Here is a 21816-nt window from a genome sequence, read left to right as displayed (position 1 = left end):
AGGCTCCTTTCTGAGCCTGAGCATACCCCCTCAGCCGTTTACTTCTACCCCTGTCCAGTTTTTGGGGTCCACTTCAGACCACCCTACCCTTTGACCGCCTCCGATTACTGTCCCTCTCCCAGGGAACGGCGGCCGATGGGGGCGACGCGCGCGCCTATTGCCGGGAGGTGCCCGGTGATCTCCAAGAGCATTTGCGGCAGGTGCTACAGGAACGCCTCGGAGCCGTCGGCCTCCTGCCTCCGCGGGATGGCACGGAACGGCCGGGGACCGGCACCCTGGAGGTGATCGTGCGGCATTGCCGGCTCGATAGTCACCAATGGGACGTGGGCCCCACCGATCCCGATATTACCTACTACCTCACCCTGGTCCTGGACATACGGCTAGAAGATTCGCGGGGGAAGATGCTCTTGGAGCGTCGGCTGGAGTGGACCGAGCAGGCCCATACGGACATACCGCTGCCGCCCTGGGACCTTACCACCTACCCCGTGGCTGAGCGCATCGGCCATCTGTTCTCCGCGGGACGTTACCGGGCGGAAACAACCGGAACCGAATAGCGCCATGCCATCGGTAAAGCGCTTCCTTCTAAGGACGCTGTCCAGGGTATCCGCCCGGTATTCGGCATCAGAAATGGGCCAAACGGGCCAGTGCCCGGTAAAGATCGTTATGGGATACTTCAGTGGTTCTCACGATACAGGCGATCTTGCCCAGGGCCCAGATACTGTATTCCTGGCCATACATCACCCAGCCTTCCGGGGGCGTCCAGCCGCGCATGCCGGAATAGGCGGAGAACAGGTCGGCCTCCTGCTGCATCATGTGGTTTGTGGCATCGCACATATCCGAGGCCAGATCCGCGTGGGCCGCGGAGATATCCCCGACCTGCTCGGCGAGGGAGCCGTCATCCAGGAAACGGATAGCGGCGACCGTCCCCGGAACCTGCAAGATATCATCGAGTCGTGCCATTGCCGGGTCTCCTTCCGTTTCGGCATCACCGTCCGGGAAATCAGTCAGCCATTACCTGGAAGGCCCGGTCGTAATCGGCATCGTTTTTCCGGAGGAAGACCGCCTGATTCTCATAGGAGGCGACGGCGTAGTCGAGGCCCATGAAGGCAAACCCCTTTTCCGGGAGGAAGCCTGTCTGGCCTGTCAAGCGCCCCCAGCCGTCCGCCTGCATGCGGAAAATGCCCATGTTGGCGGCGCACATCTGGGCCGCCATGGCGGCCAGATCATCCGTCAGGTCCCCCCGAAAATCCTTCAGCTCACCGTCGCTATTGAATTCGATGGAGGCGATGGCGCCGGGCAGCTCCATCAATTGATCCAAATTTGCCATCTCGTGATCCCTTTCTTACACCGAACTTGGTCCAAAGCCGGGCAAGCCTATTTCTCCAAAGGATGCGCCAGACTGTTCACGACCTGAGAGACCTGATTGAAAGAGGCTTCGCTCCGGTTCAGGAAGCACGCGGTATCCCCGGATACATAGATTCCCAGCTCGGGTCCGAACATCGCCCAGCTCTCGAAATTCTTCCATTCGGGCTGGCGAGAGTAATCCGAGAACAACCGACCCTGCATCTGCATTAGCGAAGAGTTGGAGTAGCACATGTGAGCCGCCATTCGGGCCTGATCCGCCGTAATGTTCCCCCGGTAATCATTCAGCTCCCCTTTCGGAGAAAAGGTCAAAACCCCTACTACCCCAGGAACATTGAGGATTTGTTTTAGCTTCACGACAGAGCCTCCTTCCCATAGCCTTGACTGAGATCAAGGTCATTCCATAAAGGCAGTTCGCCACTGAAAACAAATCCTGTCAAATGAAAAAGAGGGGCAATATTACAACAATACTATTTTAAAATTTGTTTATAGATTTAAATTTTTACTTTTCCTGATTTGTAGCCCCGGTGCCACGGGGCTCACTGAGCTGCTCTCTATGCAGAAGACCCCCTAGCACTTTAGAGGTAGCACCCATGATGGGCCCCACTGCCGAATCCCATGCCCCGTGCCTGTACCTCGGTCCCACCCTGGGCGCCTATGGCTTCAGCGGCGGACATCCCTTCGGGCCGGACCGCATGGAGGCATTCCAAAAACGATTGAATGAAAAGGGGCTCGATGCCCGGGTCCGTATATGTACGCCGGTACGGGGTGACCAGACCCTTATTGAACGCTTCCACACAGCCGAATATGTGGATCAGGTCCGTGCCCTTTCGGAAAGGGGCCGGGGTACCTTGGATTTCGGGGACACCCCGGCGGAGCCCGGGATTTTCGAGGCCGCTTCAGTGGTGGTGGGAACGGCGGTGGATGCGGCGGAACGGCTCCTGGCCGGGGACTGCCCCTCCGCCCTCGTTCCCATCGGAGGTCTCCACCACGCCCGACGGCACCGGGCGTCCGGTTTCTGCGTCCTCAATGACTGCGGGGTGGTCATTGAAACCCTGAAAACGGTTCATGGCTGCACGCGCATCGCCTACGTGGACATCGATGCACACCACGGGGACGGGGTGTATTACGCATTCGAGGCGGATCCCGCCGTATGGATCGCGGATATTCATCAGGACGGCCGAAGCCTGTTTCCGGGGACGGGGGATGCATCGGAAGAAGGCCAGGGAGAGGCCGTGGGCACCAAGTTGAATCTGCCCCAGCCCCCCGGAGCCGATACAACGGCCTTCTACTCGGCCTGGGAGCGCGTGGAGGCACACCTGGACCGGGCGCGGCCCGAATTCATCATCCTGCAGTGCGGGGCGGACAGCATGGCCGGCGATCCGCTGGCCGGCCTGGCATTCACCCCGGAAACGCACCGCTGGGCGGCGAGCAGGCTCCTGGAGCGTAGCAAGGACTGTCGAGGGGGACTGCTTGCCCTCGGCGGCGGCGGATACGACCGAAAGAATCTCGGCGAGGCATGGTCGGAAGTGGTGGCAGCCCTGATTGAAGAGCCATGAGGCGGGGGAGGCGCGGCACCTCCCCGCCGGAGGGAAAAGTGCGCTCAGGCGCCGCGACTACCGGGCTTTTCCACGGGCATTCCCTCAGCGCACATTGGGCAGTCCGCTGGCTCCCAGGCCTGCACCTCCAGACCCACCAGGGCATGCAGAGGCAGACCCGCCACGTCGGCCTTGCCGTCCGAGCGGTCCACCAGGCAGCCGCAGCCCACCAGGTCGATATCCTTGTCGCGGAGGGCCTCGTAGCACTCCCGAATGGAGGTGCCGGTAGTGAGGATGTCGTCCATGATGAAAACCCGCGCTCCTTGGGGGAGCTGGAACCCCCGGCGCAGGGTCATGGCCTCCTCCTTGCGCTCGGTGAACTGCGCCAGGGCGCCCAGGGCTCGGGCTAGCTCATAGGCGACCACCACACCGCCCAGAGCGGGACCCACCACATATTCGATCCCGTCCGGCAATTGCTGCGCCAGGGCCCGGCAAAGGCGCTCGGCCTTCTCCGGATCCTGCAGCACCAGCGCGGACTGCAGATACCGGTTGCTGTGCAGTCCGGAGGAAAGCAGGAAGTGTCCTTCCAGCAGCGCGCCGCTGTCGCGGTACAAATCCAGATACGCTTCTTGCGATTCGGGGGCCATGGTGTGTCTGGGTCTCCTCGGGGTGGTTCTCTGGTCAGGCGGAATCATCGGCCATGGACATTTCCCGGATTATCGCTTCCCAGGCCGACCGGGGGTCTTCGGCCCGGGTCAGGGGCCGCCCGATTACCAGGTAATCGGAGCCATCGGCGACGGCCTGACCGGGTGTGGCAGAACGACGCTGGTCGTCGGTGCCGGAGCCGGCGGGACGCACTCCCGGAGTAACCAGCAGGAAATCCGGGCCGAGCTCCCTGCGCAGCAGCGGCACCTCGGCTGGACTGGCGACGACCCCATCCATTCCGGATTCCCTGGCCAGACGGGCCAGCCGCAAAACCTGCTCTTCCGGCTCCGCCGCCACGCCCACCGAATGCAGCTCCCGGGCATCCATGCTAGTCAGCACTGTAACCGCGATGAGCCAGGGCCGCGAGCCGCCGCCTTCCACGGCCCGGCGTGCCGCTTCCATCATCCGGGGTCCGCCGCTGGCGTGGACATTGACCATCCATACGCCGAGCTCCGCGGCAGCCTGCACGGCACCCGCAACCGTATTCGGAATATCGTGGAATTTCAGATCCAGGAAGACCTCGCTGCCCCGGGCGTGCAGCTCCTCCACCACGCAAGGGCCCGAGCGGGTGAATAGCTGTTTGCCCACCTTGACCCGATGATTCTCCATCGGTAGACGTTCCAGCAGGGTGCTGGCCGAGGCCCAATCCTCGGCATCCAGGGCCGTGATTACCCGTTCGCTCCGCGCTTCCGTCATTCCCTTCCCCACCCCTCCGGAAAAATGGTCTCTCGCCTGGGCCGATCAAGCCCGGCTCCGACGGAAGACGGGGCCCTTTCAGGGCCCCGCCACGTCAGCCTGTTGGTACTTCCACCCCGGATGGGGCATCAAGCCGCGCTATCCACCTTTCAGGCGGCCTGCAGCTCCAGGGTTCCCCACTGGCGGCATTGCGGGCATTTCCACTGCATATAGGCACTCTTGAAGCCACAGTTGGTGCAGACGAAACGGGACTGCCGGGCACGGGCCTGCTCCAGGTAGGGCTGGATCACTTCCAGGATCTCGTCACATTCGGCCTCCGCTTCGTGCTGGTCCTTCCACATGCCCACGAAGGAATTGACCAGCTCGGCACTATTGGGATGCCGCGTGAGACCCTCGGATACGTAGCGCAAGGCCTCTTCGGCGCCCACCTCCCGGGCCAGATGGATGGTCAGCGCCGCGAACAGGGAGGGATGTTCGGCGGCCTGGAGGGTCTCGCGCAGGAATCCCTTCAGGGCTTCCGCCTCGCCGAGGCGGTGATAGGCGGCAACCAGCTCATCGAGCACCAGCACCAAGTGCTGCGGCTGCTGACGAACGATACGCTCCCACTCGCGCACCGCTTTGCGGTCATTGCCCTTCAGCGTGTGAAGCTGCCCGGCAAGGGTGCTGACGCGCACGCAGGTATTGTCCACGGAATAGGCACGCCGGATGGACTGCTGGGCCCGGGACAGATCGTTGCGCGCCAGCGCCTCCGCCGCCATTTCGCAATGGATGAGGCTCTCGGCGACGGGGTCGCCCTGACCATGGATCCGGGCCAGCTGCTTGCGCCATTCCAGGGCCTCCGTCCATTCTCGCTCCTGCTCGGTGATCTCCACCATGGACTGGACGGCCGGCGCGTATTGTCGGTTGCGCTCCACAAGCTCGGTGAACACCTGGCGCGCCCGATCCAGAAGTCCCGCCTTCTGGTAATCGAGACCCAGCTGGTACATGGCGTGATCGCGCTGATCCCGGCCGAGATTGGGCCGGGCGATCAGGTTCTGGTGAATCCGCAGAGCGCGATCCACCTCGCCTCGCCGCCGGAACAGGTTGCCGAGCGCCAAATGGGCATCCACCGTCTCGGGCTCGACCCGGGCTACGTCGAGGAAAGCCTCGATGGCTTGGTCGGGCTGCTCGTTGAGCAGGTGGTACAGCCCCTGGAAATAGGACGGGGAGCTTCCGTCCGAACGGTCTTCCGGGGAGGGGTCCACCGTCCGCCACCGGCCCCAGACATAACCGATTCCGACGGCCAGGAGCAGCAGGCCGCCGGTCCAATATTCGGGCATCTTAGGGCTCGTCCTTGAGCGGCAGCTTTCGCAGCCGGCCCAGCTCCTGTTCCATATCCTCCATACGGCGCCTGATCCGCCGAACTTCGCGATGCCGGCTCATCAGGGGAAAGCTGGCCACCAGCCCGCCCAGCAGGACGCCCATCAAAAGGACCACGATCACCACCAAGCTAACCGGGAACGGCCCCAGATCGATTCCGAAATAGTAGTGAATCTGGACCCCTTGGGGGTTCTTCAGGGCAAAGCTCACCCCGATCAGAAAAACCACCAGGAAAAGCAAGGCGCTCAAGGTTCGTTTCACGAATCCTCCTCTTCCGGCAGGAACCACTGGATCAGGCAATCGAAGGTATGCATGGGGTCCTCGGGGAGAACGAAGGTCTCTCCGAGGACGGGCATAAAATTGTGATCTCCCTCCCATCTGGGCACCAGATGCCAGTGGAGATGCTCGGCGATGCCGGCCCCCGCTGCTTTCCCCTGGTTGAGGCCGATATTGATGCCCTGACTCCCCATACCATCCTCGAGGGCATTCATGGCCTTCACCATCCAGCCGTCCATCTCCTTACGGCAGGCCTCAGGCAGATCCTGGATGCGTCCGATATGGCCCCGAGGCAGAATCAGCAGATGTCCGGCCTGATAGGGATAGCGATTCAGAGCCACCAGGCTGTGCTCACCGATTCCGAGCAGACCGTAAGCCCGGAACTCCGAGGGGTCCGCACCAGCCAGGGCGCAAAGGCCGCAGGTCTCCGCATGACGCTCCGTGGTTTCCCCGCGTACGTAAGAGGAACGCCATGGCGCACGAAGAAGCTGAGGGGGACGCCCGCGGATTGCCACGTCGGTTTTCAGCCCTGGTCCACTTGCTCTCGTAGGCTCTTGCCCGCTCTGAAGAACGGTACCTGCTTGGGAGGGACCTCCACGGTCTCCCCGGTCTTCGGATTCCGGCCCCGCCGGGCCGCCCGACTCTTTGTACCGAAGCTGCCGAAGCCACGCAATTCAATTCGGCGGCCGCTGGCGATTTGCTCCCCAAGATAGTCAAAAAGCGTGTTCACCGCCACTTCGGCGTCTTTCCGGGTCAAGTAGTCCAGCTGTTCACAAACACGGTCGATCAATTCAGATTTGGTCATCGGGGCCACCTTGGTATCCGCTTTTGCGCTCATGAGAGATCTCTACCCTCATCCTCCCATGTAAAGATAACGGGGCTCGGGGGATAAGCGCATCTGCAGCCAACCGATAAGGCCGGCCGGCATCAATTCCTGAATCCAATCCTCCGGGGGCTGCAGCTCTTCGAGTGGAGCGTCCGGACCCAGCTCGGCCTGTGCGCGAAGCCAGGCTTCCGCGGTCTGCTCGCCGCCGAGCGCGTCGATCAGGCCCTCGGATTGGGCTTGCTGTCCGGAAAACACCCGGCCGTTGGCCAGGGGACGAGCTTCCTGGACATCCATCCCCCGCTCCTTCGCCACCAATTGCACGAATTGCTTGTGCAATTCGTCCACCATGGACTGCAGATAGGCGCGGTCGGCCTCACTCATTTCCCGCAGAGGAGATCCCGCGTCTTTGAACCTGCCTGACTTTATAATACGCGGCACCACACCGATTTTGTCCAGCAGCGGGAATACGCCCGTACTCATCATGATCACGCCGATGGACCCGGTGAGGGTGGAATCCAGGGCGAAGATCCGGTCCCCGCCAAGCGCCACCATGTAGCCGCCGGAGGCCGCGAGCCCGCCCATGGAGACCGCAACGGGCTTTTTCTCCGATAGTCGGGCCACCGCCTGGTAGATGGCCTCCGAGGCCCCCACGCTACCCCCGGGACTGTTCACACGCAGGAGCACGCCGCGGATATGGGATGCCTCGCGTGCCTTTTCGAGCAAGCTCACGGTCGGCTCGGCGTTCATGATGGGGCCTTCCACGGCCACCTGCGCAAGATGGGGCCGGGAGGAGATGGAGTCACCGCCCGAGAAGATACCCAGCAAGCCGCTAGCGATAAGAAACAGAAGGCCGCCTGTTAACCAGGCGGCCTTGCTGTCCTTGGAGCGACGACGGGAACGATGGTCAGCCGTCATTCTCCTCATCTTTCTTCATCATCTGTTCTTTCAGAAGATCCCCGAGACTCGTGGTACCGGAAGCGGCGGCCTTGGACTGGTAGTCCCGGACGGCCTCCTTCTCCTCAACCTTGTCCTTGTCCTTGATGGAGAGGTTGATGAGGCGATTGCGGCGATCCACGCCGCTCACCTGAGCCTCCACCTGCTGGCCGGCCACGAGGGCGGAGCGTGCGTCTTCCACATGGTCCTGGGAGATGTCGGCCACGCGGATGAAGCCTTCCACGTCGGAAGCCAGATGAACGCGGGCGCCCTTGGGCTCCACCTCGATGACCTCGCCTTCCACCAGGGTGCCCTTGTCGTGCTCGGCCACCCAGTTGCTGAAGGGATCATCGGAAAGCTGTTTGATGCCCAGGCTGATCCGCTCCCGCTCGGGGTCCACGGAGAGCACCACGGCCTCCACTTCCTCGCCCTTCTGGTACTGGCGCACGGCTTCCTCGCCCGCCTCGCTCCAGGACAGGTCCGAGAGGTGCACGAGACCGTCGATGCCGCCGGGCAGCCCGACGAAGATGCCGAAGTCGGTGATGGACTTGATGACGCCCTGCACCCGGTCGCCCTTGGCGTGGGTCTGGGCGAACTCGTCCCAGGGATTGGACTGGCACTGCTTCATGCCCAGGGAAATGCGGCGGCGCTCCTCGTCGATGTCGAGGATCATCACCTCCACCTCGTCGCTGGGCTGCACCACCTTGGACGGATGGACGTTCTTGTTGGTCCAGTCCATCTCGGAGACGTGCACCAGACCCTCAACGCCTTCCTCCAGCTCCACGAAGGCGCCGTAGTCGGTGATGTTGGTGACCTTGCCCCAAACCCGGCTGTTCTCGGGATAGCGGCGCGGCAGGTCGGCCCAGGGATCCTCGGTGAGCTGCTTGAGGCCCAGGCTGATGCGCTCGCGCTCCTTGTCGAACTTGAGGATCTTCACCTCGATCTCGTCGCCGACGTTGACCATCTCGGAGGGATGGTTGACCCGCTTCCAGGCCATATCGGTGATGTGCAGCAGGCCGTCGAGGCCGCCGAGATCGATGAAGGCACCGTAGTCGGTGAGGTTCTTGACGATGCCCTTGACGGTCTGGCCTTCCTCGAGCCGATCCATGAGGGCCTTACGCTCGGCGCTGCGCTCTTCCTCGACCACGGCCCGGCGGGAGACCACGGCGTTGTTGCGCCGGCGATCCAGCTTGATGACCTTGAAGTCGAGCTTCTTGCCCTCGAGGTAGGTGGCGTCGCGCACGGGGCGCACATCCACCAGCGAGCCCGGCAGGAAGGTGCGGATGCCGTTGATGTCCACGACGAAACCGCCCTTGACCTTGCCGGTAAGGACGCCCTGGACGACCTCATCATTGTTGTAGGCCTGCTCCAGCTCGCCCCAGGCGCGCGCCCGAAGAGCCTTCACCCGGGAAAGCCGGGTCTCGCCGAAGCCGTCATCCACGGCCTCCACGCAGACCTCGACCTGGTCCCCAACCCCCACGGCCATCTCGCCGTTCTCGTCCATGAACTCCTGGATGGAAACGAGGCCTTCGGACTTGAGGCCTGCATGGACGATAACTTCCTTATCATCCATGGCCACGACTTCTCCGGAGATGATCTCGCCGGACTGGATCTCCTCCTCGTTCAGACTCTCCTCGAGGAGGGTGGCGAAATCGGGTTCGCCGGCGGGGGGGTGCTGGGTGGTAGGGGTTTGGGTGTTGGTCTCAGGCATAAAAGGTTGCCACTCCTGGTGAAAATTTCCGGGGCCCTCGGGGTCCCGACTCCTCAGCCATCCGCGAACTTCCCGGGGATACAGCGCCGAACCCGCTCCAGGGCTTCGGCAAGCACCGCATCAATGGAAATGTTCGTAGTATCAATAATATATGCCCCCTCGGAAGCGCGTAACGGCGCAACGTTCCGATGGGCATCCCGTTCGTCCCTTTGACGCAGTTCCTGCGTAATTCGTTCCAGCGTAACATCAGTTTCATGGGCCCTCAACTGCTCATATCGCCTCCGGGCCCGCTCCTCGGCGGTGGCGGTCAGGAAGATCTTCGCCGGCGCCTCGGGGAATACTACCGTACCCATGTCCCGTCCGTCGGCCACGAGGCCCGGCGGGCGACGAAAGGACCGCTGGAGCTCCAGCAGCCCGTCGCGAACCGGTTGCATGGCCGCAACCACCGAGGCGCCCTCGCTTATGGGTCCGCTTCGCAGCTCCTGGGTTACCTCCTGGCCGTCGATATAGACCCGAACGGGACCTTCCGCGGCGGGCTCGAACCGGATATTCAGGGTCCGGGCCAGCTCGCCCAGGGATTCCTCCTCGCGCTCCTCCAGGGCCAGTCCGTCCCGCAGGGCGGTCCAGGCTACCGCCCGGTAAAGGGCTCCGCTGTCCAGGTAGTGCCAGTCCAGCTTTCGGGCCAGCAGGTTGGCCAGGGTACCCTTCCCCGTGCCGCTCGGACCGTCGATGGTCACCACCGGGGCGAGTTCTTCCGATTGGGCTGCCATAGACTCCCTCATTCGTTTTCGGCTTCGATGCGCAGGCCCACCGCTCGGGCAACCTCGAGGAAGTCCGGGAAGGAGGTGCGGATGGCGGCGGCCCCGGAAATGGAAATGGGTCCGGATGCGGCGATGGAGGCCACGGCAAAGGCCATGGCCACGCGGTGATCCCCATGGGCATCCACCCGGCCGCCGCTGATGGGCCCGCCGTCGATCACCAGCCCGTCCTCCAGGGGCACGGCGGCAATGCCCAAGGCTTGCAGACCGTCGGCCATGGTCTGGATCCGGTCGCTTTCCTTGACGCGCAGTTCGGCGGCGTCCCGCAGGACAGTGCGCCCTTCGGCCGCGGCAGCGGCCACGAAGATCGCCGGGAATTCGTCGATGGCCAGCGGCACAAGGTGGGAAGGGATCTCTATGCCCCGCAGCTCTCCACCTCGGACCCGGAGGTCCGCCACCGGTTCCCCGCCGTGAGTGCGCTCGTTCTGGAGCTCGATGTGGGCCCCCATGGCCAGGAGGATGTCGAGGGCCCCGCGTCGGGTTGGGTTGATGCCGACCCCCTCCAGCAGAAGGTCCGATCCGGGGACCATCGCGGCCGCCACCAGGAAAAAGGCGGCCGAGGAGAGGTCCCCGGGAATGCTCAGGTCCGCGGCTTGCACGCGCGCGCCCCCCTGCAGACATGCCCGGGATCCTTCCCGGCGAACCGGGTAACCGAAGGCGGAGAGCATGCGCTCGGTATGGTCACGGGTGGGCGCCGGTTCGGTCACGCAGGTTTCCCCGTCGGCATAGAGCCCCGCCAGCAGGATCGCCGATTTCACCTGGGCGGAGGCCACCGGCAGCTCGTAGTTGATCCCCTTCAGAGATCCGACCGGGGAGATACGCAGGGGCGGCCGGCCCTCCTCCCCGAGCGCGGCGACCTGCCCCCCCATGCTGGTCAGCGGGGATACCACCCGTCCCATGGGTCGCCTGCGGAGGCTTTCATCCCCGGTCAGCTCGGACGGGAACGGCTGGGCGGCGAGCAAGCCAGCGAGCAGGCGCATGGAGGTTCCGGAGTTCCCCATGTCGAGCGGCGCTTCGGGCGCCCTCAGACCCTCTCTGCCCACCCCGTGAATGGTTACCCGGCCCGCGTCCGGTCCCTCGATGCGGACGCCCATGGAGCGAAAAGCGGCAAGGGTGGCCAGGCAATCCTCGCCCGCCAGGAACCCTTCCACCCGGGTCACACCGTCCGCAAGCGCCCCGATCATGATCGCCCGGTGGGAAATGGACTTGTCCCCGGCCACCTGCACCGTGCCCTGCACGCTTCCGCCCCGGGCGGTGAGGCGGTCATCCCGCTTATCAGTCGTCATCGTTGTCCTCGTCTTCATGGGCCCGGGGCGGCAGGCCGCGACGGAGGGTGCGGGCCTCGCCGAAAAAGGCCTGGAGGGCGGGGCCGTCCCCGGCCGCTATGGCCCTGCGTAGCTCGGAAAGCCGGTCCTCGAAACGGTCGATCATCTCCAGAAGCGGCCCGGAATTGGCCAGGGCGATATCCCGCCACATCACCGGATCGCTGCCCGCGATGCGCGTCAGATCGCGGAACCCGCCGGCTGCGAACTGCGCGAGCCGATCGGAATCATCCAGCTCGCCGAAGGTGCGGATCAGGCTGAAGGCGAGCATATGGGGGAGATGACTGGTGGCCGCCAGGATCCGATCATGCGCTTCGGCATCCATGGTGACCACCTGGCAGCCCACGAGCTCCCACAGGGCCTTGACTCGGTCCCGGGCCGGAGTATCGGAAGCAGGTGTGAGAATACAAAGGGCCCCGTCGAACAGCCGGTCAAGGGCCGCTTCCACTCCCGAATCCTCGGTACCCGCCAGGGGGTGGCCGCCCACGAATAGGGCATCCGCACCCAGAACGGCCTCGGCTTCGGCGTGAACGGGCCCCTTCACGCTACCCACGTCCGTGACCACGGTATCTCTTTCCAGGCCGCCCCGCGCTGCCTCGAGGACCCCGCGGAAGCACCCCACGGGCACGGCCGCCACCACCAGTTCGGCGTCCCGAACTCCCGCGGCGGGATCGGTGGTCCCCCTATCGATCAAGCCTCTTTCCCGTGCCCGCTCCAGGACTGCGGCGGACTGATCAACGCCCACCACCTCCTCCACTGCGCCGGAACGACGCAGGGCCAGACCCAGGGAGCCTCCGATCAGGCCGAGCCCGATGATGGTAATGCGCCGGAAAGGCATGGCTACCGAGCCCGCGGGTAGGAGCCAAGCACTTTGACGGCGGCCCCTCCCGCCTCCACGCCCTCGAGGGCCTCCTGAACCGCCGCATCCTCCTGGTGGCCGTCCAGATCCAGGAAAAAGACATAGTCCCAGAGAGAAGAGCGCGCGGGTCGGGAGACGATCTTGGTCAAGTTCACCCCGGCCAGGGAAAAGGGCTGGAGCACATGGAACAGGCTCCCCGGTCGGTTGGGGGCCGAGACCAGGATGGAGGTCTTGTCGTTGCCGGAAGGACCCACCCACTGGGCGCCCACCACCACGAAGCGGGTGGTGTTTTCCGGGTCGTCCTCCACGCCCGCGGCGAGCACGGGCAGCCCGTAGAATTCTGCCGCCGAGGCGCCGGCAACCGCCGCGCTGTCGGGCTCCGCGGTGGCGCGGCGCGCGGCCTCGGCGTTGCTGGTGACTTCCACCCATTCCAACCCGCCCATGTGATCCTGGAGCCATTCGCGGCACTGGGCCTGCGTCTGCGGGTGGAGATAGAGGCGGCGGATGGACTGCATGTCCGGGGCGTGACTCATCAGGTGGTGCTCGATACGAAGTGCCACCTCCCCGCAGACCTGCAGATTGGTCCCCATGAGCTGATCGAGGCTGGCATTCACGGCCCCCTCGGTGGAGTTCTCCACCGGCACCACGCCGTAATCCGCGGTTCCGGCTTCCACCTCCCGGAATACTTCGGCGATGGTGCGCACGGGGTGCTCCTCAACCGCATGCCCGAAATGCACCTGCACGGCGGCGTGGGTAAAGGAGGCTTCCGGTCCCAGGAAGGCGATCCGGAGCCGGCGCTCCAGGGCCAGACAGGAGGACATGATCTCGCGGAAAATTCGCACCATGTCCTGATCCGGGAAAGGCCCCTCGTTCCGCTCCGCCACCCGGGCCAGAATCTGGGCCTCCCGCTCCGGACGGTAAAAGGCTCCGCCATTGGCTTCCTTGATCCGGGCGATTTCCAGTACATGCGCGGCACGCTGGTTCACCAGCCGCTGGACCTCGCCATCGATGCGATCGATTTCCTGGCGCAGCGATTCCTGTCGCGCGTCCGTTCCGCCGTTTTCGGGGGGACCTTCTTGGCTCACGGTTCCTTCCGCCCTCGACCTGCTGGAACTGGTTTGCCGCGTCCATGGGACGCACTGAAAAAATGGGGCCGGACCCTACCGGTCCGGCCCGCTAATCCTACCCGTTATATCGGGCTCAAGGTACCCGGGGAGCTACAGGTTGATCTCCCGCACCTCCAGAACATTCTCCTCGGAGGAGATCCGCTTCATGACCTCCTCGGACACCGGCTGGTCCACGCTGATGAAGGAGATCGCCTGCTGCTGCGGCGCCTCGCGACCCAGCATGAAGCCGGCGATGTTGACCCCCGACTCGCCGAGCACCGTTCCGATGCGGCCGATGAGCCCCGGCTCGTCGCGGTTGGCCATGTACAGCAGGCGGCCGTCCGGCACCAGCTCCAGCTCCACGCCGTCGAGCTCCACCACCCGCGGCGTGCCGTGCACCAGCGTGCCGTCGATGGTCCAGGTGCGCTTCTCGGTGACCAGCGTCACCCGGATGCGGCTGGTGAACTCGTCCGCCTGCTTCTTGCGCGTCTCGCTCACCTTCACCTCGCGCTCCTCGGCGAGCAGCGGCGCGTTCACCAGGTTCACCGAGTCCGGCAGGATCGGGTCGAGCAGCCCCTTCAGGATGGTGGTGGTGATCGGCTGCTGGTTGAGCGCCGAGACCTCCCCGGCGTACTCGATCTCCACCCGCTTCAGCCCGCCCTGCGCCAGCTGGCCGAGGATGGAGCCGAGCCGCTCGCCGAGGTTCAGGTAGGGCTGCAGCAGCGGCATCTCCTCCTCCTCCACGGAGGGGATGTTCACCGCGTTCTGGATGATGCCCCGCGTCAGGTAGTCGCTGATCTGCTCCGCCACCTGCACCGCCACGTTCACCTGCGCCTCCTCGGTGGAGGCGCCCAGGTGCGGGGTGCAGATGAAGTTGTCGTGGCGCAGCAGGGAATGGCCCTCCACGGGCTCCTCCTCGAACACGTCGAGCGCCGCGCCCCGGATCTTGCCCGCCTCGAGCGCCCGGTCGAGCGCCTGCTCGTCCACCACCCCGCCGCGCGCGGCGTTCACCAGGATCGCCCCGTCCTTCATGGCGTCAAAGGCGGCGTCGCTGATCAGGTGCCGGGTGGCGCTGGTGAGCGGCGTGTGGATGGTCATAAAGTCCGCCCGCCGGTAGAGCTCTTCGAGCTCCACAAGCTCCACCCCGAGGTCGTCGGCGCGCTCCTGGGAGATGTAGGGGTCGTAGGCGATGACCCGCATCTTGAGCCCGTGCGCCCGCTGGATCACCAGGGAGCCGATGTTGCCGGTGCCGATCACGCCCAGGGTCTTCTGGTAGAGCTCCACCCCGCCCCACTTGCTCTTCTCCCAGCGCTCCGCCTTCATGGACGCCGTGGCCTGCGGCACGTTGCGCGCCGCCGAGACCATCAGCGCAATGGCGTGCTCGGCGGTGGTCACCGTGTTGCCGAAGGGCGTGTTCATGACGATGATGCCCCTCTGCGAGGCCGCCGGGATGTCCACGTTGTCCACCCCGATCCCCGCCCGACCCACCACCTTGAGGTTGGGCGCCGCGTCCAGGATCTCCGCCGTGACCTTGCTCGCCGAGCGGATCGCCAGCCCGTCGTAGGCGCCGATCACCCCGGCCAGCTCCTCGGGGCTCAGCCCGGTCTGCACGTCCACCTCGATGCCGTGCTCGGCAAACACGGACTCCGCCTTCGGCGACATCTTGTCGCTGATTAAAACCTTGGGCATGTAAAAAGAACCTCGTATCTGGTTTGGGCGGGAGATGGTCCGGGTGGACGGACCGCAGAAACGGTGCTGCCCGGTTCCCGGCGCTGCATCCGTCGCATGAATGCTAGATGGTGTCGGATGCTCCACAGGCGACAATGCTGCGTCCGACCTGGAACGGCCCGACCGGAACCGTCAAAGGGGCTCCGATCAGGCCTCCCCGCTTATGCGCTACGAACCCCCGCCAAGGCTTTACCGGCTCGCTGAACCGGCGATTTCGCTCCCGGCGATCCGCCCGGGCAATTCAAGCGTTGCGCTGCTCGAAATCGCGCATGAAATCTATGAGTGCATCCACGCCAGACTCCGGCATGGCGTTATAGATGGAAGCGCGCATGCCACCCACGGAGCGATGGCCCTTCAGTGCCACCAGACCCCGTTCGCCGGCTTCTTCGAGGAACGAGGCATCGAGATCGGGATTGGAAAGAGTAAAGGGAACATTCATGAGGCTGCGGTCTTCCGGCTCGACCGGAGAGGCGTAGAAATCGCTGCCGTCGATGGCCGAATAGAGCTTTCCGGCCTTCCGGCGATTGAATTCTTCCATGGCCTTCAGGCCACCCTGCTCCTTGAGCCATTCGAAGACCAGGCCGGCGATGTAGACACCATAGGTAGGCGGGGTGTTGTAGAGGGATTTGGCATCGACATGCGTCTTGTAGTCGAACATGGTCGGGCACCAATCCACGGCGTGTCCCACCAGATCGTTGCGGACAATGGCGATGGTCAGCCCGCTCGGACCGATATTCTTCTGGGCGCCGGCGTAGATCAGGCCGAACTTGCTGACGTCGATGGGCCGGGAAAGGATATCCGAGGACATATCGGCGACCAGCGGGACATCACCCGTTTCGGGGAAATAGTGGTATTCCGTGCCGAAGATGGTGTTGTTGCTGGTGATGTGGCAGTAGGCGGCCCCGGGATCGAGATCCAGCTGATCCTGCTTGGGGATCCAGGTGAAGTTCTCGTCGGCTGCGGAGGCGGGAACGTTCACCTCGCAATAGCGCTTCCCTTCGGCGATTGCCTTCTTGGACCAGCTCCCGGTATTGATGTAGTCCGCCTTGCCTTTGCCGCGCAGTAGGTTGAGCGGAACCATGGCGAACTGGCTGCTGGCGCCGCCCTGGAGGAAAAGAACCGAGTAATCGTCGGGAATTTGCAAAAGCTCGCGAAGATCGGCTTCCGCCTTCTCGATGATGGCGGTGAACTCCTTGCCGCGATGGCTCATCTCCATCACGGACATCCCGGAGCCATGCCAGTCCAGGATCTCGTTCCCCGCTTTGCGCAGAACATCTTCCGGCAACGCAGCCGGGCCTGCACTGAAGTTGAATACTCGGCTCATGAACCTCTCCGAAAAATGAATGGAACTCTATATTCTAACACAGTGATAGCTATTAATTAAATCGAGGCCCCGCTTACTACTCTATACCGTTGTCATCCGGCTCAACATCTTCCTGTTCCGCCGACTCTTCCACGCGCTCCGCGCCCACCACATGCTCCCCTTCACCCAGGTCGATCAGGCGAACGCCTTGCGTATTGCGGCCAAGACGGGAGATTCCGTCCAGCGGTGTGCGGATGAGCGTGCCCTGGGAGGTAACCAGCATCGCTTCATTATCCGGATGCACGAGCCGCACGCTCACCGCTTCGCCGTTCCTGTCGGATTCCTTGATGGTCAGGATACCCTGCCCGCCGCGCCCCTGGACTCGATACTCCTCCAGGGCCGTGCGCTTGCCGAAGCCGTTCTCGGTAACCGTCAGCACCTCCCAGCCGGGCCGTACCACCTGCAGGGCGATTAGACGGTCCTCCTCACCCATCTCGATACCGCGGACCCCGTGGGCGGTCCGGCCCATGGCCCGGACCTCCTGCTCCGGGAAGCGGATGGCCTTGCCGCGGTTGGTGGCCATGAGCAGCTCGTCGTCGCCCGAGGTTATCCGGGCGCCCACCAAGGATTCCCCCTCCCCGAGCTTTATGGCGATGATTCCCGCCTTGCGCGGCCGGGAAAACTCCATGAGGTCCACGCGCTTCACCACCCCGCGCGACGTGGCCATTACCACGTACCGCCCTTCCTCGAAGGCGTCCACCGGCAGCACGGTGGTGATCCGCTCGTCCTTCTCCAGCGGCAGGAGATTGACGATGGCCTTGCCCCGGGCAGTACGGCCCGCTTCTGGCAGCTCGTACACCTTTAGCCAGTACACTTTGCCGGAATTTGAAAAGCACAGGATGTACTGGTGGGTGGAGGCCACGAACAATCGCTCCACGAAATCCTCGGCATCCCGGGTAGCGGTGGCCGCCTTGCCCTTGCCGCCGCGGCGCTGGGCCCTGTAGCCGGAGAGGGGCTGGCGCTTGATGTAGCCCGCCCGGGTCATGGTCACCACCATGTCCTCCTCGGCCACCAGGTCCTCCAGCGTCAGCTCGCTGGCGGCCTCCTGAATCTCGGTGCACCGCTCATCGCCGAAGCGCTCCTTGATATCCACAAGCTCGTCGCGGATCACGCCCATGAGACGGGCCTCGGAGCGCAGGATATCCAGCAGATCATCGATCTTGTCGAGAATCTCCTCGAACTCGCCGATGACCTTGTCGCGCTCCAGGCCGGTAAGGCGGTGCAGGCGCATGTCGAGGATGGCCTGGGCCTGCTCGGGAGAGAGCTTGTAGCCGCCGTCCACCAGCCCGAGGCCCTCCTCGTTGCGGATGCCGCCGGACTGGGCGGCCCGTTGCACCAGATACTCCACCCCGCCCGGCTCCCAGACCTCGGTGGTCAGCCGTTCCTTGGCAGTGGCCGGGTCCGGGGACTGCCGAATCAGATTGATTACCGGATCCAGATTGGCCAGGGCGACGGCCAAGCCTTCCAAGGTGTGGGCCCGCTTTCGGGCCTGGCGGAGGTCGTAGAGCGTACGCCGGGTTACTACCTCGCGACGGTGCTGGACGAAGGCCTCCAGCACCTCCTTGAGGTTCAGCGTGCGGGGCTGCCCCTGGTCCAGGGCCAGCAGGGTGATTCCGAATACGGATTCCAGCTGGGTCTGCTTGTACAGGTTGTTGAGGATGATCTCGGGCTCTTCGTCCCGCTTGAGCTCGATGACCACCCGGATGCCGTCCTTGTCCGATTCATCCCGGAGGTCGCTGATACCCTCGATCTTGCGGTCCTTCACCAGGTCGGCGATCTTTTCCACGAGCCGGGCCTTGTTGACCATGTAGGGCAGCTCGTGGACCACCAGCCGCTGGCGGCCCTTCTTGTCCTCTTCCGTGCGCACCCGCCCACGAATCCGGATGGAGCCCCGCCCGGTGCGGTACGCGGAAAGGATGCCTTCACGGCCGTTGATGATGCCTGCTGTGGGGAAGTCGGGGCCGGTGATGATGCCGATGAGGTCGTCGACGCTGTGCTCGGGATTGTCGATGAGCGCCACGCAGCCGTCGATCACCTCCCGCAGGTTGTGCGGGGGGATATTGGTGGCCATGCCCACGGCAATGCCCGCGGCGCCGTTGACCAGGAGGTTGGGTACCCGGGACGGGAGCACGGCGGGCTCGGTTTCCGCGCCGTCGTAGTTCGGCACGAAATCCACCGTTTCCCGGTCGATGTCGGTAAGCAGCTCGTGGGCGAGGCGCGCCATGCGCACCTCGGTGTAGCGCATGGCCGCGGCGTTGTCGCCGTCGATGGAGCCGAAATTGCCCTGCCCGTCCACCATGGGGTAGCGCATGGTGAAGTCCTGGGCGAGTCGGACGATGGTGTCGTAGACAGCCGCATCCCCGTGCGGATGGTACTTACCGATCACGTCACCCACCACGCGGGCGGACTTCTTATAAGGTTTGTTCCAGTCGTTATTCAGGGTGTGCATGGCGTAAAGAACACGCCGATGCACCGGCTTGAGTCCATCCCGCACATCGGGGAGGGCCCGCCCGACGATCACGCTCATGGCATAATCGAGGTAGGATTGACGCATCTCCTCTTCGAGGTTGACGGGCATCATTTCCTTGGCGAATTCGGCCATGAGCTCCCGGTCTCCCGATACTGTAGTCTAAAAAAATATAGCATAACCCCCGGAAATCCTAGGGTCAAATTGTCGCCGTGGGTGTCACTTTTTTTAGGGCTTCCGGAGAAAATATCCGATTCCCGGATATTTTCCGCACTTTTCCATGCTAACCTTCGCGCAGTCCTGGGGCTGGAGCCACATTTTGCGCCTCTTTCGAACAGGCGTAAAATTCCTTGCGAGCACACGCGACCCAGAGGGAGGTTGGGCCATGAAGGAAAATGTTGGCATCGCCGACATGGTGCTGCGCATCGTCATCGGTGCGGCTCTGCTTGCGTTCGCCGCAGCCGACCCGGCGGGGAACTGGTGGGGCTGGATCGGGCTCGTCCCCCTGGTCACCGGGGTTTTCAGGCGCTGCCCCGCCTACGCCCTGTTAGGCACCAGCACCTGCGGGGGGCAGGGCCGGAAGCAGGCCTGACGGCCATCCCACGGCTCCCGACGGCCGGGGCCGCCGCGGCCCCGGCCGGGCTTTTCTATTGCGGCCCGAGGGGCTATTTTATGGCCCCCATTACAGCCCCTTCACCAAAGCCCGTTCCCCGAGCAGGAGGAAGCGCCATGTCGTCCGTCGACCAGGCGGAGATCAACAAATTCGAGCAGCTCGCCGCACGTTGGTGGGATCCGGAAGGGGAGTTCAAGCCCCTGCATCGGATCCAGCCTCTGCGTCTCGACTACATCCGCCAAGTGGTTGCCCTCGAGGGAAAACGGGTCCTGGACGTGGGCTGCGGCGGCGGCCTTCTGACAGAGGGGCTGGCGGCGTCCGGTGCCGATACAACCGGGTTGGAGCCCGGGGAGGCCGCCATCGGAGCCGCCCGCGCGCACTTGCAGGTGAGCGGGCTTTCCGTGAGCTACCGCCAGGGCGAGGTCGCGGATCTGCTCGCGGAGGGGGCCGGCCCTTTCGACGTGATCACCTGCATGGAAGTGCTCGAGCACGTTCCGGACCCGGCCGCCTTGGTGGACGAGTGCGCGCGCCTGCTCAGGCCCGGCGGTACCCTCTTTTTCGCCACCCTGAACCGCACCGCCCGCTCCTACCTCATGGCCATCATCGGCGCGGAGTACATTCTCGGCTGGCTGCCGCGGGGTACCCACCACTGGGAGAAATTCATCCGCCCCGGCGAAATGGAGGCCCATCTCCGCGCCGCGGGTATGATCCCCCGGGAAATCCAGGGCATGATCTTCAACCCCTTGGATAATTCCTTCCGGCTCGGCAGGGACGTGGCGGTGAATTACCTGGGCCATGCCGTCAAGGCCGAGGACGAATAGCCCATGAACCCGCGCCTGGCCGCCCTCAACCCTTATCCTTTCGAGCGCCTTCGCGCCCTGTTCGAGGATGTCCGGCCCCCCTCGGACCGGGAACCGATCAACCTGGGAATCGGCGAGCCGAAGCAGGCCCCGCCGGACTTCGTCCTGGAGACCATTCACAGGGAGCGGGCCGGATTCGCCCGGTACCCCACCACGGGGGGCACGCGCGGCCTGCAAGAGGCATGCGCCCGCTGGGCGGAAGCGCGCTTCCACCTGCCCGGAGGGGGGCTGGAGCCCGGCCGCAACGTGATACCGGTAAACGGTACCCGGGAGGCCTTGTTCGGGGTCGCCCAGGCGGTGGTGGGTGCCAAGGAGCGGCCCGTGGTGGCCATGCCCAACCCGCTGTACCAGATTTACGAAGGCGCCGCTCTGTTCGCGGGGGCCGAGCCCGTTTACGTGGCCGCCGGATCCTCCAGTGGCCTTCCCGATTTCGCGGGCTTACCGGCGTCGGTTCTCGATCGCACGGAGCTGCTCTACATCTGCTCCCCGGGCAATCCCACCGGGGCGGTGGTAGGACATGACCAGTACCGGGAGCTCTTGCGACTGGCCGATCAGCACGACTTCCTGATCGCCGCCGACGAGTGCTATTCCGAGATCTACCCCGATGAGACGGATCCCCCGGTGGGGCTGCTGGAAGTGGCGGCGGCCGAGGGACGCTCGGACTTCCGGCGGTGCCTGGCCTTTCACAGCCTGTCGAAGCGCTCCAACCTCCCCGGCCTGCGCTCGGGATTCGTGGCCGGCGACGCGGCGGTCATCGAAGCCTTCCTCAAGCTCCGTACCTACCTCGGCAATGCCACGCCTCCCCCCTTGCAGGAGGCTGCCGTTGCCGCCTGGAGTGACGAGGCGCATGTTCGTGAGAACCGGGCGGCCTACCGCGAACGGTTCGCCCGGGTGCTGGAGATTCTGGGACCAGCCCTGGACGTTGAAGCCCCGGCGGGCGGGTTCTATCTTTGGCCGCGCGTCCCGGGCGGGGGCGAACAGTTCGCCAAGGAGCTCTATGCCCGGGAAGGTATCACGGTGCTCCCCGGTGCCTACCTGGGTCGGGAGGTGGAAGGGCAGAACCCCGGGACGGACCATGTACGCATCGCCCTGGTTGACGGGCTGGAGCGCTGCGAGGATGCGGCGTGGCGAATCCGGCGGGTGGCGGAGGCCCTACAATAATAGGATTTCTAACCGCCAAGGGCGCCAAGCACGGCAAGTGAAAACGGCGGTAAAAGCGCAAATTCCTGTGGCGGAAAATGGCCACATTCTATCCCGTTACGTGGTTTTCCGCC

Annotated in this window: 23 protein-coding genes; 5 read left to right on the top strand and 18 right to left on the bottom strand. The window is 64.3% G+C overall.

Annotated elements, in window-relative coordinates; genetic code table 11:
• Positions 1 to 200 precede the first annotated feature (200 nt).
• On the top strand, positions 201 to 554 hold the full coding sequence (locus tag ACERLL_RS16170) for a hypothetical protein (RefSeq protein ID WP_373657142.1): 354 nt from the start codon (positions 201 to 203) through the stop codon (positions 552 to 554).
• 67 nt (positions 555 to 621) lie between these two features.
• On the opposite strand, the gene ACERLL_RS16165 is transcribed toward ACERLL_RS16170, so the two are convergent.
• Genes ACERLL_RS16165 through ACERLL_RS16155 form a run of 3 tightly spaced genes read right to left on the bottom strand, consistent with a single transcriptional unit; the run spans position 622 to position 1719 of the window.
• A complete protein-coding gene (locus ACERLL_RS16165; protein WP_373657141.1) occupies positions 622 to 960 on the bottom strand; it encodes a DUF2173 family protein in 339 nt (112 codons plus the stop codon).
• A gap of 40 nt (positions 961 to 1000) precedes the next feature.
• Complete coding sequence (locus tag ACERLL_RS16160; RefSeq protein ID WP_373657140.1) at positions 1001 to 1327, bottom strand: DUF2173 family protein; 327 nt, start codon at positions 1325 to 1327, stop codon at positions 1001 to 1003.
• A gap of 47 nt (positions 1328 to 1374) precedes the next feature.
• Positions 1375 to 1719 (bottom strand): DUF2173 family protein, encoded by a 345-nt coding sequence (locus ACERLL_RS16155; RefSeq protein ID WP_373657139.1) that lies wholly within the window; start codon positions 1717 to 1719, stop codon positions 1375 to 1377.
• A 236-nt stretch (positions 1720 to 1955) separates the two neighbouring features.
• On the opposite strand from ACERLL_RS16155, the gene ACERLL_RS16150 reads away from it, so the two are divergent.
• Positions 1956 to 2921 (top strand): arginase family protein, encoded by a 966-nt coding sequence (locus tag ACERLL_RS16150; protein ID WP_373657138.1) that lies wholly within the window; start codon positions 1956 to 1958, stop codon positions 2919 to 2921.
• 44 nt (positions 2922 to 2965) lie between these two features.
• On the opposite strand, the gene pyrE is transcribed toward ACERLL_RS16150, so the two are convergent.
• From pyrE to gyrA, 15 genes are all read right to left on the bottom strand, one after another.
• Complete coding sequence (gene pyrE, locus ACERLL_RS16145; RefSeq protein ID WP_373657137.1) at positions 2966 to 3547, bottom strand: orotate phosphoribosyltransferase; 582 nt, start codon at positions 3545 to 3547, stop codon at positions 2966 to 2968.
• Positions 3548 to 3581: 34 nt separating this feature from the next.
• Positions 3582 to 4301 (bottom strand): orotidine-5'-phosphate decarboxylase, encoded by a 720-nt coding sequence (gene pyrF / locus ACERLL_RS16140; RefSeq protein WP_373657136.1) that lies wholly within the window; start codon positions 4299 to 4301, stop codon positions 3582 to 3584.
• A gap of 149 nt (positions 4302 to 4450) precedes the next feature.
• The gene (gene lapB / locus ACERLL_RS16135) at positions 4451 to 5620 is read right to left on the bottom strand and encodes a lipopolysaccharide assembly protein LapB (protein WP_373657135.1); all 1170 of its coding nucleotides are present in this window, start codon (positions 5618 to 5620) and stop codon (positions 4451 to 4453) included.
• A gap of 1 nt (position 5621) precedes the next feature.
• Positions 5622 to 5921, bottom strand: coding sequence for a lipopolysaccharide assembly protein LapA domain-containing protein (locus tag ACERLL_RS16130; protein WP_373657134.1), 300 nt, complete (start codon positions 5919 to 5921; stop codon positions 5622 to 5624).
• A complete protein-coding gene (locus tag ACERLL_RS16125) occupies positions 5918 to 6277 on the bottom strand; it encodes an HIT domain-containing protein (protein WP_373657133.1) in 360 nt (119 codons plus the stop codon). Before ACERLL_RS16125 ends, ACERLL_RS16130 begins: the two co-directional genes overlap by 4 nt.
• A gap of 182 nt (positions 6278 to 6459) precedes the next feature.
• Entirely contained in the window at positions 6460 to 6774 is a 315-nt protein-coding gene (locus ACERLL_RS16120; RefSeq protein WP_373657132.1) for an integration host factor subunit beta, read from the bottom strand.
• A 15-nt stretch (positions 6775 to 6789) separates the two neighbouring features.
• On the bottom strand, positions 6790 to 7677 hold the full coding sequence (gene sppA, locus ACERLL_RS16115; protein ID WP_373657131.1) for a signal peptide peptidase SppA: 888 nt from the start codon (positions 7675 to 7677) through the stop codon (positions 6790 to 6792).
• Complete coding sequence (gene rpsA, locus ACERLL_RS16110; protein WP_373657130.1) at positions 7667 to 9406, bottom strand: 30S ribosomal protein S1; 1740 nt, start codon at positions 9404 to 9406, stop codon at positions 7667 to 7669. Before rpsA ends, sppA begins: the two co-directional genes overlap by 11 nt.
• A 53-nt stretch (positions 9407 to 9459) precedes the next feature.
• On the bottom strand, positions 9460 to 10176 hold the full coding sequence (gene cmk, locus ACERLL_RS16105; RefSeq protein WP_373657129.1) for a (d)CMP kinase: 717 nt from the start codon (positions 10174 to 10176) through the stop codon (positions 9460 to 9462).
• Between the two features lie 8 nt (positions 10177 to 10184).
• Positions 10185 to 11510 (bottom strand): 3-phosphoshikimate 1-carboxyvinyltransferase, encoded by a 1326-nt coding sequence (gene aroA / locus ACERLL_RS16100; protein ID WP_373657128.1) that lies wholly within the window; start codon positions 11508 to 11510, stop codon positions 10185 to 10187.
• Positions 11500 to 12384, bottom strand: a complete 885-nt coding sequence (locus tag ACERLL_RS16095) for a prephenate dehydrogenase (RefSeq protein WP_373657127.1) — start codon at positions 12382 to 12384, stop codon at positions 11500 to 11502. Before ACERLL_RS16095 ends, aroA begins: the two co-directional genes overlap by 11 nt.
• A gap of 2 nt (positions 12385 to 12386) precedes the next feature.
• Positions 12387 to 13490 carry a prephenate dehydratase gene (pheA, locus tag ACERLL_RS16090; protein ID WP_373657126.1) on the bottom strand — a complete coding sequence of 368 codons (1104 nt, stop codon included), beginning with the start codon at positions 13488 to 13490 and terminating at the stop codon, positions 12387 to 12389.
• 132 nt (positions 13491 to 13622) lie between these two features.
• Positions 13623 to 15200, bottom strand: coding sequence for a phosphoglycerate dehydrogenase (gene serA / locus ACERLL_RS16085; protein ID WP_373657125.1), 1578 nt, complete (start codon positions 15198 to 15200; stop codon positions 13623 to 13625).
• Between the two features lie 280 nt (positions 15201 to 15480).
• Positions 15481 to 16563, bottom strand: a complete 1083-nt coding sequence (gene serC, locus ACERLL_RS16080; protein ID WP_373657124.1) for a 3-phosphoserine/phosphohydroxythreonine transaminase — start codon at positions 16561 to 16563, stop codon at positions 15481 to 15483.
• Positions 16564 to 16639: 76 nt separating this feature from the next.
• Positions 16640 to 19204 (bottom strand): DNA gyrase subunit A, encoded by a 2565-nt coding sequence (gene gyrA, locus ACERLL_RS16075; RefSeq protein ID WP_373657123.1) that lies wholly within the window; start codon positions 19202 to 19204, stop codon positions 16640 to 16642.
• Positions 19205 to 19454: 250 nt separating this feature from the next.
• Here gyrA and ACERLL_RS16070 point away from each other — a divergent pair, with 250 nt between their 5' ends.
• The 3 genes from ACERLL_RS16070 to dapC all read left to right on the top strand — a co-directional run bounded on the left by ACERLL_RS16070 (position 19455) and on the right by dapC (position 21703).
• Positions 19455 to 19661 carry a YgaP family membrane protein gene (locus ACERLL_RS16070; protein WP_373657122.1) on the top strand — a complete coding sequence of 69 codons (207 nt, stop codon included), beginning with the start codon at positions 19455 to 19457 and terminating at the stop codon, positions 19659 to 19661.
• 137 nt (positions 19662 to 19798) lie between these two features.
• Complete coding sequence (ubiG, locus tag ACERLL_RS16065; RefSeq protein WP_373657121.1) at positions 19799 to 20503, top strand: bifunctional 2-polyprenyl-6-hydroxyphenol methylase/3-demethylubiquinol 3-O-methyltransferase UbiG; 705 nt, start codon at positions 19799 to 19801, stop codon at positions 20501 to 20503.
• Between the two features lie 3 nt (positions 20504 to 20506).
• Positions 20507 to 21703: a succinyldiaminopimelate transaminase gene (gene dapC, locus ACERLL_RS16060; RefSeq protein WP_373657120.1), complete on the top strand. Its 1197-nt coding sequence runs from the start codon at positions 20507 to 20509 to the stop codon at positions 21701 to 21703.
• The last annotated feature ends 113 nt before the right edge of the window (positions 21704 to 21816 follow it).

The organism is Thiohalorhabdus sp. Cl-TMA (genome assembly GCF_041821045.1).
GTDB classification, from domain to species: Bacteria; Pseudomonadota; Gammaproteobacteria; order Thiohalorhabdales; family Thiohalorhabdaceae; genus Thiohalorhabdus; species Thiohalorhabdus methylotropha.
This window is presented reverse-complemented; position numbering and strand designations above follow the sequence as displayed.

Coding starts and splice junctions, on each gene's coding strand:
- ACERLL_RS16165 (WP_373657141.1), bottom strand. CDS start 960: ATGGCACGACTCGATGATATCTTGCAGGTTCCGGGGACGGTCGCCGCT.
- ACERLL_RS16160 (WP_373657140.1), bottom strand. CDS start 1,327: ATGGCAAATTTGGATCAATTGATGGAGCTGCCCGGCGCCATCGCCTCC.
- ACERLL_RS16150 (WP_373657138.1), top strand. CDS start 1,956: ATGATGGGCCCCACTGCCGAATCCCATGCCCCGTGCCTGTACCTCGGT.
- pyrE (WP_373657137.1), bottom strand. CDS start 3,547: ATGGCCCCCGAATCGCAAGAAGCGTATCTGGATTTGTACCGCGACAGC.
- pyrF (WP_373657136.1), bottom strand. CDS start 4,301: ATGACGGAAGCGCGGAGCGAACGGGTAATCACGGCCCTGGATGCCGAG.
- lapB (WP_373657135.1), bottom strand. CDS start 5,620: ATGCCCGAATATTGGACCGGCGGCCTGCTGCTCCTGGCCGTCGGAATC.
- ACERLL_RS16120 (WP_373657132.1), bottom strand. CDS start 6,774: ATGAGCGCAAAAGCGGATACCAAGGTGGCCCCGATGACCAAATCTGAA.
- sppA (WP_373657131.1), bottom strand. CDS start 7,677: ATGACGGCTGACCATCGTTCCCGTCGTCGCTCCAAGGACAGCAAGGCC.
- rpsA (WP_373657130.1), bottom strand. CDS start 9,406: ATGCCTGAGACCAACACCCAAACCCCTACCACCCAGCACCCCCCCGCC.
- cmk (WP_373657129.1), bottom strand. CDS start 10,176: ATGGCAGCCCAATCGGAAGAACTCGCCCCGGTGGTGACCATCGACGGT.
- aroA (WP_373657128.1), bottom strand. CDS start 11,510: ATGACGACTGATAAGCGGGATGACCGCCTCACCGCCCGGGGCGGAAGC.
- ACERLL_RS16095 (WP_373657127.1), bottom strand. CDS start 12,384: ATGCCTTTCCGGCGCATTACCATCATCGGGCTCGGCCTGATCGGAGGC.
- serA (WP_373657125.1), bottom strand. CDS start 15,200: ATGCCCAAGGTTTTAATCAGCGACAAGATGTCGCCGAAGGCGGAGTCC.
- serC (WP_373657124.1), bottom strand. CDS start 16,563: ATGAGCCGAGTATTCAACTTCAGTGCAGGCCCGGCTGCGTTGCCGGAA.
- gyrA (WP_373657123.1), bottom strand. CDS start 19,204: ATGGCCGAATTCGCCAAGGAAATGATGCCCGTCAACCTCGAAGAGGAG.
- ACERLL_RS16070 (WP_373657122.1), top strand. CDS start 19,455: ATGAAGGAAAATGTTGGCATCGCCGACATGGTGCTGCGCATCGTCATC.
- ubiG (WP_373657121.1), top strand. CDS start 19,799: ATGTCGTCCGTCGACCAGGCGGAGATCAACAAATTCGAGCAGCTCGCC.
- dapC (WP_373657120.1), top strand. CDS start 20,507: ATGAACCCGCGCCTGGCCGCCCTCAACCCTTATCCTTTCGAGCGCCTT.